The 15,512-nt window shown below is 45.7% G+C and carries 17 protein-coding genes and 1 riboswitch; of the genes, 16 read left to right on the plus strand and 1 reads right to left on the minus strand.

What is annotated here, in order from left to right; all coding sequences use genetic code 11:
- Positions 1-35 precede the first annotated feature (35 nt).
- Positions 36-209, minus strand: coding sequence for a hypothetical protein (locus tag A3M5_RS25595; RefSeq protein WP_018395590.1), 174 nt, complete (start codon positions 207-209; stop codon positions 36-38).
- Between the two features lie 143 nt (positions 210-352).
- Positions 353-539, plus strand: a riboswitch (cobalamin riboswitch).
- A 104-nt stretch (positions 540-643) separates the two neighbouring features.
- Between A3M5_RS25595 and A3M5_RS0120230 the strand changes: the two genes are divergently transcribed.
- The 16 genes from A3M5_RS0120230 (at position 644) to dhaK (ending at position 15,509) form a co-directional block, all read left to right on the plus strand.
- Entirely contained in the window at positions 644-1,597 is a 954-nt protein-coding gene (locus A3M5_RS0120230) for an ABC transporter substrate-binding protein (protein WP_018395591.1), read from the plus strand.
- Positions 1,560-2,615 (plus strand): FecCD family ABC transporter permease, encoded by a 1,056-nt coding sequence (locus A3M5_RS0120235; RefSeq protein ID WP_018395592.1) that lies wholly within the window; start codon positions 1,560-1,562, stop codon positions 2,613-2,615. Before A3M5_RS0120230 ends, A3M5_RS0120235 begins: the two co-directional genes overlap by 38 nt.
- Complete coding sequence (locus tag A3M5_RS0120240; protein WP_018395593.1) at positions 2,615-4,081, plus strand: adenosylcobinamide amidohydrolase; 1,467 nt, start codon at positions 2,615-2,617, stop codon at positions 4,079-4,081. Before A3M5_RS0120235 ends, A3M5_RS0120240 begins: the two co-directional genes overlap by 1 nt.
- Positions 4,078-5,058, plus strand: coding sequence for an adenosylcobinamide-phosphate synthase CbiB (gene cbiB, locus A3M5_RS0120245; RefSeq protein ID WP_018395594.1), 981 nt, complete (start codon positions 4,078-4,080; stop codon positions 5,056-5,058). Before A3M5_RS0120240 ends, cbiB begins: the two co-directional genes overlap by 4 nt.
- The gene (gene cobD / locus A3M5_RS0120250; protein WP_018395595.1) at positions 5,015-6,088 is read left to right on the plus strand and encodes a threonine-phosphate decarboxylase CobD; all 1,074 of its coding nucleotides are present in this window, start codon (positions 5,015-5,017) and stop codon (positions 6,086-6,088) included. The genes cbiB and cobD overlap by 44 nt, the downstream gene beginning before the upstream one ends.
- Positions 6,082-6,627: a bifunctional adenosylcobinamide kinase/adenosylcobinamide-phosphate guanylyltransferase gene (locus tag A3M5_RS0120255; protein ID WP_018395596.1), complete on the plus strand. Its 546-nt coding sequence runs from the start codon at positions 6,082-6,084 to the stop codon at positions 6,625-6,627. The genes cobD and A3M5_RS0120255 overlap by 7 nt, the downstream gene beginning before the upstream one ends.
- Positions 6,612-8,072 carry a cobyric acid synthase gene (locus A3M5_RS0120260; RefSeq protein WP_018395597.1) on the plus strand — a complete coding sequence of 487 codons (1,461 nt, stop codon included), beginning with the start codon at positions 6,612-6,614 and terminating at the stop codon, positions 8,070-8,072. The genes A3M5_RS0120255 and A3M5_RS0120260 overlap by 16 nt, the downstream gene beginning before the upstream one ends.
- Positions 8,069-8,848 (plus strand): adenosylcobinamide-GDP ribazoletransferase, encoded by a 780-nt coding sequence (locus A3M5_RS0120265; RefSeq protein WP_018395598.1) that lies wholly within the window; start codon positions 8,069-8,071, stop codon positions 8,846-8,848. Before A3M5_RS0120260 ends, A3M5_RS0120265 begins: the two co-directional genes overlap by 4 nt.
- Positions 8,806-9,420: a histidine phosphatase family protein gene (locus A3M5_RS0120270; RefSeq protein WP_018395599.1), complete on the plus strand. Its 615-nt coding sequence runs from the start codon at positions 8,806-8,808 to the stop codon at positions 9,418-9,420. Before A3M5_RS0120265 ends, A3M5_RS0120270 begins: the two co-directional genes overlap by 43 nt.
- Positions 9,372-9,797 carry a bifunctional adenosylcobinamide kinase/adenosylcobinamide-phosphate guanylyltransferase gene (locus A3M5_RS0120275; RefSeq protein WP_018395600.1) on the plus strand — a complete coding sequence of 142 codons (426 nt, stop codon included), beginning with the start codon at positions 9,372-9,374 and terminating at the stop codon, positions 9,795-9,797. The genes A3M5_RS0120270 and A3M5_RS0120275 overlap by 49 nt, the downstream gene beginning before the upstream one ends.
- The gene (locus tag A3M5_RS0120280; RefSeq protein WP_018395601.1) at positions 9,794-10,381 is read left to right on the plus strand and encodes a cob(I)yrinic acid a,c-diamide adenosyltransferase; all 588 of its coding nucleotides are present in this window, start codon (positions 9,794-9,796) and stop codon (positions 10,379-10,381) included. Before A3M5_RS0120275 ends, A3M5_RS0120280 begins: the two co-directional genes overlap by 4 nt.
- Entirely contained in the window at positions 10,378-10,866 is a 489-nt protein-coding gene (locus A3M5_RS0120285; protein WP_018395602.1) for an ECF transporter S component, read from the plus strand. Before A3M5_RS0120280 ends, A3M5_RS0120285 begins: the two co-directional genes overlap by 4 nt.
- On the plus strand, positions 10,859-11,527 hold the full coding sequence (locus tag A3M5_RS0120290) for a hypothetical protein (RefSeq protein ID WP_018395603.1): 669 nt from the start codon (positions 10,859-10,861) through the stop codon (positions 11,525-11,527). Before A3M5_RS0120285 ends, A3M5_RS0120290 begins: the two co-directional genes overlap by 8 nt.
- 216 nt (positions 11,528-11,743) lie before the next feature.
- Complete coding sequence (locus A3M5_RS0120295; protein WP_231373251.1) at positions 11,744-13,873, plus strand: FapA family protein; 2,130 nt, start codon at positions 11,744-11,746, stop codon at positions 13,871-13,873.
- 113 nt (positions 13,874-13,986) lie between these two features.
- The gene (locus tag A3M5_RS0120300; protein ID WP_018395605.1) at positions 13,987-14,442 is read left to right on the plus strand and encodes a DUF6376 family protein; all 456 of its coding nucleotides are present in this window, start codon (positions 13,987-13,989) and stop codon (positions 14,440-14,442) included.
- Positions 14,443-14,531: 89 nt separating this feature from the next.
- Complete coding sequence (gene dhaK, locus A3M5_RS0120305; protein ID WP_018395606.1) at positions 14,532-15,509, plus strand: dihydroxyacetone kinase subunit DhaK; 978 nt, start codon at positions 14,532-14,534, stop codon at positions 15,507-15,509.
- Positions 15,510-15,512 lie beyond the last annotated feature (3 nt).

Raw genomic sequence — 15,512 nt, forward strand, 5'->3', positions numbered from 1 at the left:
TAAAAAAACCTGTCCATAATAGACAGGCGGTCACATTACAATTTTTGTTCATATGATGAATCTTGGTTGAAATAGCTGTCATTATTGTCCGGAAATTTATCAATCCGGTTCGAGTCACTGAAATCAAATGAGTCACGGAGAAAATAAACGAAAAAGAATCCAACGACCATAATAATCAGAAAAAGAATAATTACTGTTAAGGGACCCACTATAAACGCCTCCATTCTTTATCGTTACTAAACATGTTCCACTTTTTCATAGATAATAAACATATAATTTTTATATAAAGCTGAATTTTCTGAAAAAATAACCTTTCTCTTTTTTCATGTATAATGAAACATGACGGAAAACATACATATGAACGTATCTGGGTGAAGCTGCGAATAGCGGTTTCTTAAAAGGGAAGCTGGTGAAATTCCAGCGCGGTCCCCGCCACTGTAAATGGGAGTAAAAGACACGATGTCACTGTGTAAACACACGGGAAGACGTTTTTTACGATGACTATGAGCCAGGAGACCTGCCTTGGAACGATGCACCGACAACCTGCGCGGATAGGTGGTGTGACGGACGGGTCTGACTGTCTTTCATACACCTCTATCACGTAGAGGTGTTTTTTATTTTCCGAAAAAAGGGGGAATTATTGATGAAAAAATCATGGCTGGCATTAGGAATATCAGCGGCATTGCTTGCAGGCTGCGGTGCGGAAGAAGAGGCACCTACTAAAGAAAATACGGAAACAAAGACAGAAGAAACAGCTGGATTTCCTGTTATAGTAACAGGGGCGGACGGTAATGAAGTCGAAATTGAAGCGGCACCAAAACGCATTGTCACATTAGCACCAAGCAATACGGAGATCGTGTACGAATTAGGTCTTGGTGAAGAAATCGTTGGTGTATCGGATAATGATACATATCCGGAAGATGTACAAACGAAAGAAAAAGTCGGCGGCATGGAGTTTAACGTCGAAAAAATTATTAGCCTTGAGCCGGATCTTGTTTTGGCGCATGATTCTGCCGGTGCCGCTTCTGAAACAGGTGTTCAGCAGCTTCGCGAGGCAGGCATCGATGTCCTTGTCATTAATAACGCGGATAGCATCGCTGAAATGTACAATTCGTTTGAATTAATTGGAGAAGCAACCGGGACAGCAGCAGAAGCTGAAACGGAAGTAAAAGAATTAAAAGCGGATTTTGCGGCGCTTGAAGAAAAAGCCGCTTCTATTAAAGAAGAAGACGTGAAAAGTGTCTTTTTTGAAGTTGATCCAACACTTTATACAGCGGGAAAAGGCACATATCTAAATGAAATTTTTGAGCTGATCAACGTTGAAAACACAATGGCAGATCAAGAAGGATGGCCGCAAGTAACGGAAGAAGCGGTAATTGAAAAAAATCCAGATGTTATTTTACTGAATTACGGCTCTTATGTGGAAAACGCGGTTGATGGCGTGTTGACGCGCGAAGGCTGGGATAACGTGAATGCAGTGAAAAATAAAGAAGTCATTGAAGTGAATGCGGATATTACGAGCCGGACAGGCCCTCGTCTTGCAGAAGGAGCTGAATCTATTGCGGAAGCGGTCTACCCGGACGTTTTTGCCCAATAAAAAAACGGCGTACGCTTTTGCATTGTTGTTTCTCATTGGAGCCATCTTTATAGGAACGGCAGTTGGAACGATACATGTCCCGTTTCGACACATTGCTGCGATTTTAGCGCATCATTTATTCGGAACGGGGCTGTCAATGGACGCATCCATTGACAATATCGTCTGGAAAATCCGGTTCCCTCGTGTGGTGCTTGCTGGTTTAATTGGGGCTTCACTGGCGATTGCGGGAGCCGCTTTTCAAGGATTGCTCCGTAATCCGCTGGCTGATCCGTATACACTTGGTGTTTCTTCTGGGGCATCAGTTGGTGCGGTGCTTGTGCTGTTTTTTCATGTCTCGATTCCATTTCTCGGCGGATTTACGCTGCCGGTTGTCAGTGTGGCAGCAGCTATTTTAACGATCTTTTGTGTGCTTTTGTTTGCGCAGACGATTGAGCGGTCAATGAAGCTTGAAACGATTATTTTAACAGGCATTATTTTCAGCTCGTTTTTTGGTTCGTTTATTTCATTGATGATTGCGCTCACTGGCGAAGAGCTGCGGCAGATTATCAACTGGCTACTTGGCAGTGTTTCAATGCGCGGGTGGCCGTATGTGCAGCTTATGACACCATTTTTTATCGGCGGCGCGCTGCTTCTCATGTATATGGCACCAGAATTAAATGCGATGTCATTTGGCGAAGAAAAAGCGAAATATCTCGGTGTGAATGTTCAGCGAAAAAAAATGATGGTTCTTATTGCGGGTTCCGTCTTAACAGGTGCGGCAGTTGCAGTGTCTGGCACGATCGGTTTTGTCGGTCTTGTCGTTCCACATTTTGTCCGTATTCTTATCGGGCCTGATCACCGGCACCTGCTGCCACTTTCAATGATTACCGGTGCAGGATTTTTAATCATGGCTGATTTAACCGCTCGTACGATTATTTCACCGACTGAGCTTCCGATTGGCGTCATTACGTCACTGATCGGGGCACCGGTATTTGCACTTATTTTACTAAACAAAAAACGAAAAGGAGGCGTCGCGTGATGTTGCAAGTGAACGAGCTTTCAGGAGGATACGGAAGCGGGCTTATTGTCCGCGGCGTATCCTTTTCTGTTAAACAGGGAGAACTGTTCGGCATTCTTGGGCCGAACGGGAGCGGGAAAACAACCTTGCTGAATATGATCAGTGGGTTAATAAAAACGGCATCCGGCACGATTGTTGTGAAAGAAAAGCCGCTTTCAACTTATGCACCGAAAGAATTGGCGCGCGTCGTTGCGGTGCTTCCGCAAATCACGTCGAGCCAGTATGCCTATACAGTGAAAGAAACGGTATCGCTCGGCCGATATGCGCATCAAACCGGATTTTTTAAATCGTGGACCGATGAAGATGAAACGGCTGTGCAGGAAGCGATGAATCAAACGGGAACGTCTTTATTTGCAGACAAACAGCTTTCTGCATTGTCCGGCGGCGAAAGGCAGCGCGTCTTTCTTGCGCAGGCGCTGGCACAGGAACCGGAAATATTACTGCTTGATGAACCAACCAATCATCTCGATTTATCGTTTCAAAAAGACTTGCTTGATTTATTAAAACAAATGACATCGAATGGACTCACTGTCATTTCGATTTTTCATGATTTAAACCTTGCGTCGCTTTACTGTGATAGGCTTTTACTGATGAAAAACGGTGCGGTGCATACAATAGGTACAGCAGCTGACATTATGAAAGAACAGCACATTCATGACGTGTACAATACGGATGTGCAAAAACAGCCGCATCCGGAAGTGCCAAAGCCGCAAATGAGTTTGCTGCCTGCGCCGTCGAACGTGCAACCGGTTGAAATTGGAGAAGAATTATTGGAGTGGCACAGTGACTACATTTCGATCCATCCGCCCGTGCCATTAAAAACATTATCATCCGGCGTCATTGGAGCTGGTTGGGGATGGCGCAGTGCGTTTGTAAATCGGCACGTCGATAAAAACTACAATATGGATAACTTTGAAGAAGAAGCAGCGAATTATTTTCATGAACGCGGTTTTGACTTAAATGAAACGGTCGGCATGATGACAGCGGTGAAAATGGATGATGCGGCGTATCGACGCGAAGTTCGGGATGACGTATCCGTATTCGTCGTCGCTACAGCAGGTGTCGGCAATGCCGTAGATGTTACGAGGCCGCGTGCAAGCTGGAAAGAAAAGAACAAACCTGGCACAATCAATATTTGGGTATTTGCGAACGGTAAGCTATCTGAAGAAGCTTTTGTGCAAGGGCTCATGACCGCGACCGAAGCGAAGGCGAAAGCACTTGCCGATGCGGGCGTTCGTGATCCCGAAACTGGCACAATCGCAACCGGTACATCAACCGACAGTATGCTGATTGCTGCTACACAGCGAGGCGCGTACCAGCAATTTGCTGGATCGATCACACCGCTTGGCATTGCGATCGGCTGTGCAGTGTATAAAAGCGTAACAGAAGCACTGGAAAAAAGCAGCCGCAGAAAGGCAATGCTATGATAATCCATGCTCTGGCCATCATTGCTGCACTTATTCTTGATCGTCTGATCGGTGATCCAAAAAATGCCCCCCATCCGGTTAAATGGTTCGGGCATTTAATTACGCTGCTAGATATAAAATGGAACAAAGGCGCATACCGCTTTGAAAAAGGAATCGCGATGCTCATCGTCGTTCTTGTCGTCACGGCAAGCGCTTCGATGGCTCTCTTATATGTCGCATCACGGGTACATCCAGGCGCCCAGATCATGATCGAAGCTATCATGATCTGGGCCTCGATTGCCCCGCGCAGTTTAAAAGAAGCAGGTATGGACGTTTATAGGCCACTTATGGATGGAGATATGAACGAAGCACGCCGTAAACTGTCGTGGATTGTCGGGCGTGATACGGATACCCTCGATGAAGGTGAAATCACACGCGGTGCAGTTGAAACGATTGCCGAAAATACGTCAGATGGTGTCATCGCCCCATTATTTTGGGCGATGATCGGTGGTGGACCGGCGGCGCTTTTATATAGAGCAGTCAACACGTGTGACTCAATGGTCGGCTACCGGAATGATACATATGAACAATTCGGTAAAGCGGCGGCACGTTTTGATGATATCGTTAACTATATTCCCGCCCGGCTGACGGCTTTTTTGCTCGTTGTCGCAGCAGACAAACGGGCAGACATTCGCCGCTGCGCCTGGCATATAGTCGTGCGCGATGCGAAAAAACATCCGTCGCCAAACAGCGGCTGGTGTGAAGCCGCGGTGGCCGGCCTTTTACAAATTGAACTAGGCGGCTTAAATACGTACAAAGGCATCGTCTCAGATCGCGCCCGAATGGGAGAAGCAATCCATGAGCGCCGTGCTGAACACATTTTGGAAGCCGCTACATTAATGGAACGGGCCACATACTTATTCGTGGCTATGTTTCTAGCAGGAGTGTTTATTTATGAATTTGCCATCGCACGGAGCGAATCCGTCCCATTTATATAAAGCATCAGGCGTTGCTGAACCGGGGAATGTTCTTGACTTTAGTGTGAATACAAATCCGTTCGGTCCGCCGAGCTGGCTAAAAGAAAAATGGCCAGCTCTTTTACATACAATCGAAGACTACCCAGACCCGACAGGACAAAAAGCTGTCGCGGCCATCGCAGAACAATTCACCGTCTCACATGACCAGATTTTACTCGGAAATGGTGCAGCAGAAATTATTCATTTCATTGCTCGGCACGCAGCCGGCCAAAAAGCGGTCATCTGTACACCGGCTTTCTCTGAATATGAAGACGCGTGTGAGGCTTACAAATGTCCGATTGAATTCGTCCCCATATCTATTGACAATTGGCAGTTGCCAGTCAATGAACTCATCGAAAAAGCAGTTGATGCCGCTGTATTATTTTTATGTACACCGAACAACCCGACAGGCCAGTCTTTTCATGAGAAGGACATTCTCTCGCTACTTGAAAAAACGAGACAGTCAAATGCTATGATCGTTATAGATGAAGCATTTTACGATTTTGCAAGCGACGATTCGCTTGCGAAATACGTGAATGAATTCTCGCATCTTGCTGTTATGCACTCATTAACAAAAATGTATGCGATCGCGGGTCTACGTATAGGCTATGTCATTGCTTCTGAAACGATTATCCGTCAGTTGAAAAACTATCGTCCGCATTGGAATGTCAATGCGATCGCTCTGCAGGTAGCGGAATCCATTGCCCGTGATCATCACCATGCTTCTAAAACAAGGACAATGATTGACGGTGAACGAAATAGAATGAAAGAACAGCTCGAAAGGATCGGTTATCTCGTCTTGCCCTCTTCCGTTAACTTTTATTTGTTAAAAGATCCAGAGCTGGATGATCAAAAACCGCTTCTTCACTTTTTAATGGAACACGGTATCGTTCTTCGGCATACAGAAAACTTCTACGGATTAAACGGAAAGTGGCTTAGAGCCGCCGTGAAAAAAGAGCAGGATAATAACCGGCTGATCGATGCGCTCATAGAATGGAGGAACAAATGTTAATCTTTATTTCTGGCGGTGTCCGGAGCGGAAAAAGCGGCATTTCCGAACAGATTGCGATTCGTCACATTCATCCAGAAGGGCGTCTATTGTACGTTGCTTGTGGGTCTAGGACGGATGCAGAAATGGATGAACGCATTTTTCATCACCGCGAGCGTCGGGCAAATTCCGGTTACACGTGGTCAACGATTGAACAGTCTGTTGATATTGGGGACATTCCTATTGAACCGAAAGATACGGTGCTCATTGACTGCGTAACGACGCTTCTTGCCGGTGAATATTTTCGGGAAGATAAAGCAGCGTTTGAAGCGGGCGTCAGGATTACGGATGGCATTCTTAACATTCATAAAAGAGCCAAAACGGTCGTAGTCGTTTCGAATGAGCTGTCGTATGAAACGCCGGCGACCGATTTAACGGCTGATTATATGAAAATGCTTGGGATGATTCACCAGAAGATTGTGAAAGAAAGTGATCTGGCAGTGCTTGTCGAACATGGCATTCCTGTTGTGAAGAAAGGGGTGGTGACGTGCGCGGTGTCATGATTCAAGGAACGTCGTCGGATGCAGGGAAAAGTTTTATTGCGACAGCGCTTTGTCGTCTTCTTATCCAAAAAGGTTACAGGCCGGTGCCGTTTAAACCACAAAATGTATCAAACAATTCATATGTAACGGCGGACGGAAAGGAAATTGGCCGGGCACAAGGACTTCAGGCAGAAGCAGCAGGCTTGGAAGCGAAGCCGTGCATGAATCCACTCTTGTTAAAGCCGTCGGGAAATGGAGCATCTGAAATTGTCTTGTTCGGTGAAAGGCTCGAAGTCATGTCGGGGATGGCGTACCGGACGGATTATTACGACCGGGCGATTGCGGCGATCAAGCAGGGGCTGCAGGAAGTAAGTGAACTCGGCGATATAGTCGTCATTGAAGGTGCCGGAAGCCCGGTTGAGATGAATTTGAAAAAACGGGAAGTCGTTAATATGAAAATGGCGGAACTGGCTGATGTCCCGGTAATACTGACCGCCGATATTGACCGTGGCGGACTGTTTGCATCAATCGTTGGCACACTTACGTTGTTAGAAGAACATGAACGTGCACGTGTAAAAGGGATTATCGTTAACCGGTTTCACGGCGATGCACGCTTCTTTGAAGACGGGAAAACGTGGCTTGAAAAGTACACCGGCATTCCAGTGCTGGCGGTGCTGCCGTTTTTGCCGGGGCATACGCTTGATGGCGAAGATTCATTGTCGATCCGGGATATAAGACGGAATAGCGCAGCAATTGATATCGCTGTCATCCGTCTGCCGTACATTTCAAATGGAAGCGATATTGAACCGTTTGCATTTGAAGACGATGTGAATGTACGCTGGGTACAGTCAGCTCATTCGTTCGGATCGCCGGATGCTGTTATTATTCCGGGGACGAAAAGTGCATTCGCTGATCTTGCCTTTCTAAAAGAAACGGGTCTTGATGAGAGAATTGTTTCTTTTGCAAAGGGGGGTGGTGTTGTTATCGGACTGTGCGGCGGATTTCAATTGATGGGCCAAACACTTTCTGATCCGGACGGCACTGATACAGGTGAAACGGGTTCGGTAGCATATGGCATGGGGATCATTCCGGCTCATACGATTTTTAAAAGTGAAAAAACAGTCGTTCGAACAGAAGGAATAGCACGCGGCATCCCGCTATCCGGCTATGAAATTCATTTTGGTGAAACGAAGGTATGCGGCGAACCGTTTATGGTGTGCACAGATTATGAAGAAGGCTATAGATCAACGGACGGGAAAGTGAGCGGCACGTATTTGCACCATTTATTTTATAATGATCTATTTCGGGCAGACTGGCTAAATCAGATCCGCCGAGCAAAAGGATTGACAGAACGCGCGCCGCTGGATATGAATAGAGATCAAACGTATGATGTGATTGCTGAACATCTTGATCGTCATCTTGACTGGCCAATGTTTGAAGCCATTTTGGATGGCCTCCCCTTATGAAAGCCTATTTATATGCAGCTGGCATTATTATTCAATTTTTTTCGGTACTGCCTCTTCATAAAACGCTGCCGATGGAGAAAGCGGAACTGCGGGCAGTACTTCACTTGTTTCCGGTGCTTGGTCTTGCGAAAGGCATTCTTTATGCCGGCGCATTCTGGGTGATTCTTGAATGGAACCTCCCGTTTTCAGCACTGGCTGTGGCATTTATCGTCTGGCTTTTGCCGATCGCATTTACAGGAGGCCTTCATCTTGACGGCTGGATGGACTGGGCAGATGCGCATTTTTCGTTTCGCGACAAAGATCGTCGACTGACCATTTTAAACGATCCACGCGCTGGTGCATTCGGTGTTCTCGCGCTTGTTCTGCTATTATCGGCAAAGTTTTTATTCATTTATGAAACGGTTGCAGCAGGGAGTGGCAATGCGATGTTCGTACTGCTCATTCCATTTTTGGCACAGCTATTGACAGGTTTGTTTTTACAATACGTGCCACCTGCAAAAGAAGAAGGACTTGCATATTTTTTCCGAAAAGGTCATTCGAAGTCGCTTCCATATATATATGCGGCTTTTATAATAGCCGCAGGAAGCATTTATAGTATGTCTCCGTTATTCTGGATAATGCTTGGCTGTTCGGGATTGTATTTCGTCTTGATTAAGAGAGGCATGCAAAAAGAATTTGGTGGTGTGACGGGTGATTTGCTCGGTGCCGCACAGGAAGGAGCGGAACTCTTGTTATGGATGATCGTGTGGTTATCGGTCTGTTTCGCCACGGTGTGACATACGCAAATGTAAATAAACAATTTTGCGGATGGACCGATGTGAGTGTGACAGAGGAAGGATTAATGGCATTACGTGGAATGCAAGTACCTGACTATGACTGGATCGTATCCAGTGATTTGACGAGATGTGTGCAGACAGCTAGTGCTTTTTGGAGTCAGACTCCGAATCAAAAAAAGGGGTTCAGAGAATTCCATTTCGGAGAATGGGAGAACAAGACGCACGCGGAGCTGAAACATATTCCGGTTTATCGAGACTGGCTCAACGATTATACGATTCAAGTGCCAGGTGGAGATTCATATGTTGCATTTGCGGAGCGGGTTGAAGAGGAATTTCAGCAGGTTCTTACGGAAATGGCGGAGCAGAATATTCATCGGACGGCGATCGTGACGCATGGTGGTGTCATTCGTCATTTACTTTCGGTGTTTGCGCCGGAAGAAAAGTCATTTTCGGACTGGACGTCGGATAACGGACAAGGATATGAATTATCCGGTTCTCTTTCCGCGATGAGGAGGGGTGAGCGATGCATCTCGTTACAGGCGGTGCCTTCAATGGAAAAAAACAATGGGTAAAAGAGTATTATAGGTTAGATAAAGTAGATCATCAATGGCATTCGTTTTATGAAGAAAAGCAAGTGCCTGATTTTACAGAAGATATCGTTGTATTAGAAGGCATCGAACGATATGTCAGAATGCTTCTTGAAAAAGCGGAGACTGCGTTTGAAGCGCGCGCAATGTTTAAAAAGGATCTTGATCATTGGAAAAAAGAAAAACGAGATGTTGTGTTAATTGGGACGGATATGATGAAAGGTATTGTGCCGATGAATGCTTTTGATCGACACTGGCGTGATGCAACAGGATGGTGTTTTCAGGATGCAGCAGCGGCGTCAAGCCGGGTAGACACGGTTTGGTACGGCATTGCCGAAATGATAAAGGGGGAAAAAAGATGAGATTGTATACAAGAACAGGTGATAAAGGCGAAACGAGTATTATTGGTGGGCGCGTCGGAAAAGATAATTTGCGCGTGGAAGCATACGGGACAGTTGATGAACTGAATTCAGTTGTGGGTATGGCCATAACGGAGCTTGATCCGGCAAAATTTAAAGACATTTTAGCAGATCTGGAAACGATTCAGCATGAGCTGTTTGACTGCGGCGGCGACCTTGCGACAGTAAACGGAAAGCGTGGATTTAAGTTGCAGCAAGAATCGATTGATGAGATGGAAAAGAAAATCGATGTGTATATCACGGAGGCGCCGGAATTAGAGCGGTTTATTTTACCGGGCGGTTCAAAAGGATCAGCGGTGACTCATTTGGCACGTACGGTTACGCGACGGGCAGAGCGGCTTGTAGTGGGCTTAATGCGTCAGGAAGACGATATTCATCCGGTGACGCTTAAGTATTTGAACCGGCTGTCTGATTATTTCTTTGCGATTGCCCGCGTCATTAATTTCCGAGAAGGCGTGAAAGATGTGGAATATGTGCGCAGTGCGAAAGTGTTCCGCGGAGGCAAGAGGAAGGAAGAAAAAGAATGAATGCGAAAAAAATAAGCTGGCTCGCTCTGTTTGTTGCCTTATCAGTTGTTGGTGGGATGATCAAAGTGCCAGCACCGATTTCGAGCGTGGCGCTTGATTCGTTTCCCGCATTAGTCGCGGCGGTTTTACTTGGCCCTGTCGCCGGAGCTTTAGTCGGTGCATTTGGTCATCTCGTCTCGGCGTTAATCGGCGGCCTTCCAATGGGGCCGCTTCATTTGCTTATTGCCATTGAAATGGCGGCGATTGTGTGGCTGTTCGGTCAATTGTATGTGGCCGTTCGAAAATGGGCGGCGATTGTGACATTCATCCTTTTGAATGGATTTGTTTTACCGGCTCCGTTTATTTTGCTTATGGGGATGCCGTTCTATATTGGAGCAGTGCCGGGCATTACGATGGCGGCGATTTTTAATACGATGATCGCAGCGATATTAATTCCCCGCATTGTGCTGGCATTTGAAAAGCGGTTTGGCCGTCTGAATGCGTGATGTCATTCAAACGAATGGGCTGATCATCGCCGCGGACAATAGCGGGGCTATCGGTGGTAAGCGGAATGATCTCGTTCGTGTTCCATATGAGACCGTTGGTTATTTTTCTGCGCGTGTTGCACTAATGGAGTGCGTCGCAGCCGGCGGCGAACCGTTTGCGGCGATCATTCATAATTTTTCTGGGGACGATGCGTGGCCGTTATTATGCGACGGTATTAAACAGGCGGCAGTAGAAATTGGCTATACGCTTGAATTGACTGGCAGTACCGAGTCAAATTTTGTCATGAATCAATCCGCAACAGGTGTCGTCATCATAGGCAGGCATGTACGGAATATCGATCAATTTGACCGGAATGCGGTTCGGTACGGTGTTATCGGTAAACCGCTCGTCGGTTCAGAAGTGTTGGAAAATCCAGATGATGTTGCTTCTCTAGCTGTTTTTAAAAAAATCAATTCTATGTCAGGTGTTGAATCGGTTGTACCAGTTGGATCAAAAGGAATTCGCTATGAATTGGAACAATTAGCGGAGAGACCTCTTACATGCGAATTGGATTTAGAAAAATCATCCGGCCCGGCGACGTGTTTTATCATTGCCGTAAAGGAAGTGGCGATGAAAGCAGTGGAACAGGCAGCGGGAGTCGTTTACTGGTGTACGATATAAAATGGAGTCTTCGACAGAATACTGTCGGAGGCTTTTTATTGTCCGATAAAAAGGATAAGAAGGAAGATGAGTAATCAAAACAGTGTTCCCCTTTTTGATATATAATAGTAATATAGTAATGGTACTATTGTTGGTTAATGTAGTATATTGTCGGATAGTGTGGAGAGAGGGGGTTTTGATGTTCAGTCCGTATTAAATTCATTTCGTGATCATGTTGTGATCGTAAATAAAGAAGGGATCATTGTAGCTGTTAATGAAGAATGGGAAGTCTTTGCAAAAGGAGTGAATGAGGTGGAACCATCCATTCAAACTAAAGGAGAAACAATTGAGGCCGCGGTGAATAAGGCATTGGCACTTCTCGGCGCTACGATCAATGAGGTCAATGTAACTGTGCTGTCAAGCCCTGCTAAAAGTTTGTTCGGGTTAAGAAAACGTCCCGCAGAAGTGCTTGTAATCAAAAAGGCTGTCCCTTTAATAGAAATGGAACAGAAGAAACCGTTTAATATAGATGAATCGATTGATTTGCCTCTCGATGATCGAGAAGATGAACAGCATTTGAAGCGGGATCAGTCTAATACAGATGAACAGGTCCTTTTGAAAAAGGAAGGGCCTTGTGTGTATGTACAAAATGGGCGTGTCCTCGTGCATTCGGAGGGGGATCGTTATCCGTTTATTGAGCCAGCAGATAACGTGCGGGTGATTGTCAATGGGCGGCAAATTGAAGAGCGGACAACTGTGACGCCGCTTGATAATATTTTAGTGCATGTAACCGATGAAGTGTCTGCGTCAAAGATGGACATCCAGCTTATTGAACAGGATATGCTGGCGGTTCTTTCATACGAGCCCGGCAAGCGGATTAATCGGTATTTGAATGATATGCAGCCGGCGTTGACGCTCCGGATTGAAGCGGAAGAGGAAGTGCTGGAGTCAAATGATATAGAAGTGAAGAAAGTGATGAAGCGACTGCAGGAGTTGAATGTAACGCATGGCATATTACGGCATACGATTATCGATGCGTGTCGAAACCCGAGCTCAAAGGATTACATTATTGCAAAAGGAACATATCCGACAGAAGGGTTAAATGGGGATGTTCACGTGCTCGTCCGTGAGCCGGATGAGATGTCATGGAATGAAGTAGAAAAGGTTGATTACCGTGAGAAAAATATATTTGTCAATGTGGAAGAAGGCGAAATGATCGCAGAAGTCATTTCATCGGTGCCAGGGATGGCGGGAACCGATTTGCTCGGGAAACCAATTTTACCGAAAGCGGTGAAAGATGTGACGGTCCGCCTCGGTAAAAATGTGATTGTGACAGATAAGAAGATCATTGCTCTAAAAGACGGGAGACCGAAATTGGAGTGGCGCGGGATGCTGTTTAAGGCAGATGTTATGGAAGAACTTGTTCATTCGAAAGATGTAGACCTCGATTCGGGTAACATTCATTTTCAAGGAGATGTGCGCGTGCTAGGAAATGTGCAGGAATCAATGACGGTTGAATCAGGCGGAAACATATTTGTAAAAGGAACGGTATCGAAAGCACATCTTGAATCGGGACATTCTGTGACAGTTAAAAGCAATGTGTTTTCTTCAACGATCAGCGCGGGTAAATCAAATATCGTCATCGATGAACTCGTCGCGCAGGCGAAAGAAATTTTGTACTATTTGGATCATATGATGCTGGCGATTAAACAGCTCATAATGGTACGTCGTGAAAAGGAAAATGCGCTTCAAGTGGGAGAGCTTCATTATGTGATCCGGTTATTGCTTGAACGTAAATATACAGATTTTCGTGGGATTTTGCTCCGGTTTGTGAAGAATGTTAATGAACATCAGCCGATTCTTGAAAAAGAATGGATGACAAGTTCAGCGCGGCTGCACAGCATGTTTATCGCGCTTTCAAAAGAGCAGATCAATAAAGTAGCGGCGATTAAAGAGTTAACAGACGAGCTGCGCCAGTTGTATGAACTGTATAGCATTCCTGTTGAACCTAGCTGTCAGTTGACCGTTCCTTATGCCATTAATAGTTCTCTATATTCAAGCGGCGATTTAGTCGTAAGCGGACAGGGAATTTACCATTGCCGTGTCCGCACAGGTAATGATGTGTTTATTCGCGGCGTGTGCAGAGGGGGTGAAATTGTCGCGGGACATAACGTAACGATTGATGAAGTAGGCTCGGAAGCAGGATCAAAAACGCGTATTCATGTGCCGGAAAACGGTATTATTAAAATGAATACGGTGTTTGAAGACACGACCATTCAGATTGGCAGCCGCGTACATACATTTGCTGTTGCGGCGTATCATGTGAATGCTCAATTGGAACAAAATGGTGTGATTTCCCTTTATTGAAACCTGCCAATTACGCAGGTTTTTTTGTGTGAAATAGAGGAACAAAAAATAAAAATGAATCCATTTAATTCATTTGGACGTATATCAGGTATAAAACTGAATGGGGGAAACCAATGATGATGAAATGGACCGCAGCAATCGGACTATCTGCTGTTATTATTCTTCTTAGTGGATGCAGTCTACTTGACGAAGCAAACAATACATTGACATACGCAACCGATATGACCGACTTTTTAAATGAAACACAGCAATTCGCAACCGATGTGCCGGCGCTGCTAGAAAGTGCTGCATCTAACCCGAACATTGTCGGAGACGTGCAGACACAGTTTGAAAGCATGCAGCAGGATATCGATTTTATACAGGAAATAGAAGTGCCTGCTGTCGCAGAAGGTATTCATGGCAAAGTGCTTGATTACAGTGTCCAGCTTGAAACGGGCATAAGTGATGCACTAGTCAAACTTGAAAATGGAGTTGTTGATCCGGCCGCTATATTTAAAAATACGGAATTACTACAAACGATTCAAGAACTTCAAGACCTCCGAATGAATATTGAGCAGCTCGGACAATAAAAAAGCCAGTTCATTCTTAAATAAATAGCGCAGGACTTCATGCTGGTTTTGTCGAATTATTATAATATTAAGAGGAAGAGGAGATAGAGATGGATAAGCTAATGCAAGATGCGAATCGATTTGTGTCGGATATAGTAGAAGGACTCGTACTAGCTCACCCAAATCAGTACGAAAAGGTAGAAGGATTAAACGTCGTTAAACGAAAAGGTGGAGCCATCGCCGGTAAGGTAGGCCTCGTTTCAGGTGGAGGTAGCGGGCATGAACCTGCACACGCTGGCTATATTGGAGACGGAATGCTTGATGCGGCTGTCTGCGGGGAAGTATTCACCTCACCAACACCGGACATGGTGCTCGAAGGAATCAAAGCAGCAGATGGAGGTGCAGGTGTACTCCTAGTCGTTAAGAATTACTCGGGCGACGTCATGAATTTCGACATGGCGAAAGATTTGGCCGAATTAGAAGGAATTCAGGTCGATACAGTGGTGGTGAATGACGATATCTCGATTAAGAACGAAGAAGATCGTCGAGGTGTCGCTGGCACGGTTTTCGTCCATAAGATTGCTGGAGCAGCAGCTGCTTCTGGAAAATCACTGGATGAGGTGAAGCAAGTAGCGGATAAAGTCATCAGCCGGGTCCGTTCAATGGGAATGGCGCTTTCTCCTTGTTATATGCCGGAAAGTGGAAAGCCGGGTTTTGAACTGTCTGACGATGAGATGTGGATCGGGATTGGGATCCACGGGGAGAAAGGCGTTGAACGAAAAGCGGTTGCTCCTGTCAAAGACATCGCAGCTCAGCTAGTTGAGCATTTGACAGCTGAGGTGACGGATAAGCGCGTTGCTGTCATGGTAAACGGTATGGGTGGGACGCCGGTCTCTGAGCTGTATCTGACTTATAAATATGTAAGTGAACTACTCGAGCAAAAAGGATATGAAATTGTCCGTCCTTATGTAGGAAATTACATGACGGCACTTGAAATGCATGGATTCTCCATCACGTTACTCCCTGTTGATGAGGAATTACTTCAATATTTAGATGCCTCGTCAAAGGCAATCGGATTTTTAGTGTGAGGT

It is taken from the genome of Bacillus sp. 37MA, from assembly GCF_000372765.1.
GTDB classification, from domain to species: Bacteria; Bacillota; Bacilli; order Bacillales; family Domibacillaceae; genus Domibacillus; species Domibacillus aminovorans.

Coding starts and splice junctions, on each gene's coding strand:
- A3M5_RS0120230 (WP_018395591.1), top strand. CDS start 644: ATGAAAAAATCATGGCTGGCATTAGGAATATCAGCGGCATTGCTTGCA.
- A3M5_RS0120240 (WP_018395593.1), top strand. CDS start 2,615: ATGTTGCAAGTGAACGAGCTTTCAGGAGGATACGGAAGCGGGCTTATT.
- cbiB (WP_018395594.1), top strand. CDS start 4,078: ATGATAATCCATGCTCTGGCCATCATTGCTGCACTTATTCTTGATCGT.
- cobD (WP_018395595.1), top strand. CDS start 5,015: ATGAATTTGCCATCGCACGGAGCGAATCCGTCCCATTTATATAAAGCA.
- A3M5_RS0120255 (WP_018395596.1), top strand. CDS start 6,082: ATGTTAATCTTTATTTCTGGCGGTGTCCGGAGCGGAAAAAGCGGCATT.
- A3M5_RS0120265 (WP_018395598.1), top strand. CDS start 8,069: ATGAAAGCCTATTTATATGCAGCTGGCATTATTATTCAATTTTTTTCG.
- A3M5_RS0120270 (WP_018395599.1), top strand. CDS start 8,806: ATGGATGATCGTGTGGTTATCGGTCTGTTTCGCCACGGTGTGACATAC.
- A3M5_RS0120275 (WP_018395600.1), top strand. CDS start 9,372: ATGCATCTCGTTACAGGCGGTGCCTTCAATGGAAAAAAACAATGGGTA.
- A3M5_RS0120280 (WP_018395601.1), top strand. CDS start 9,794: ATGAGATTGTATACAAGAACAGGTGATAAAGGCGAAACGAGTATTATT.
- A3M5_RS0120285 (WP_018395602.1), top strand. CDS start 10,378: ATGAATGCGAAAAAAATAAGCTGGCTCGCTCTGTTTGTTGCCTTATCA.
- A3M5_RS0120290 (WP_018395603.1), top strand. CDS start 10,859: ATGCGTGATGTCATTCAAACGAATGGGCTGATCATCGCCGCGGACAAT.
- A3M5_RS0120300 (WP_018395605.1), top strand. CDS start 13,987: ATGATGATGAAATGGACCGCAGCAATCGGACTATCTGCTGTTATTATT.
- dhaK (WP_018395606.1), top strand. CDS start 14,532: ATGGATAAGCTAATGCAAGATGCGAATCGATTTGTGTCGGATATAGTA.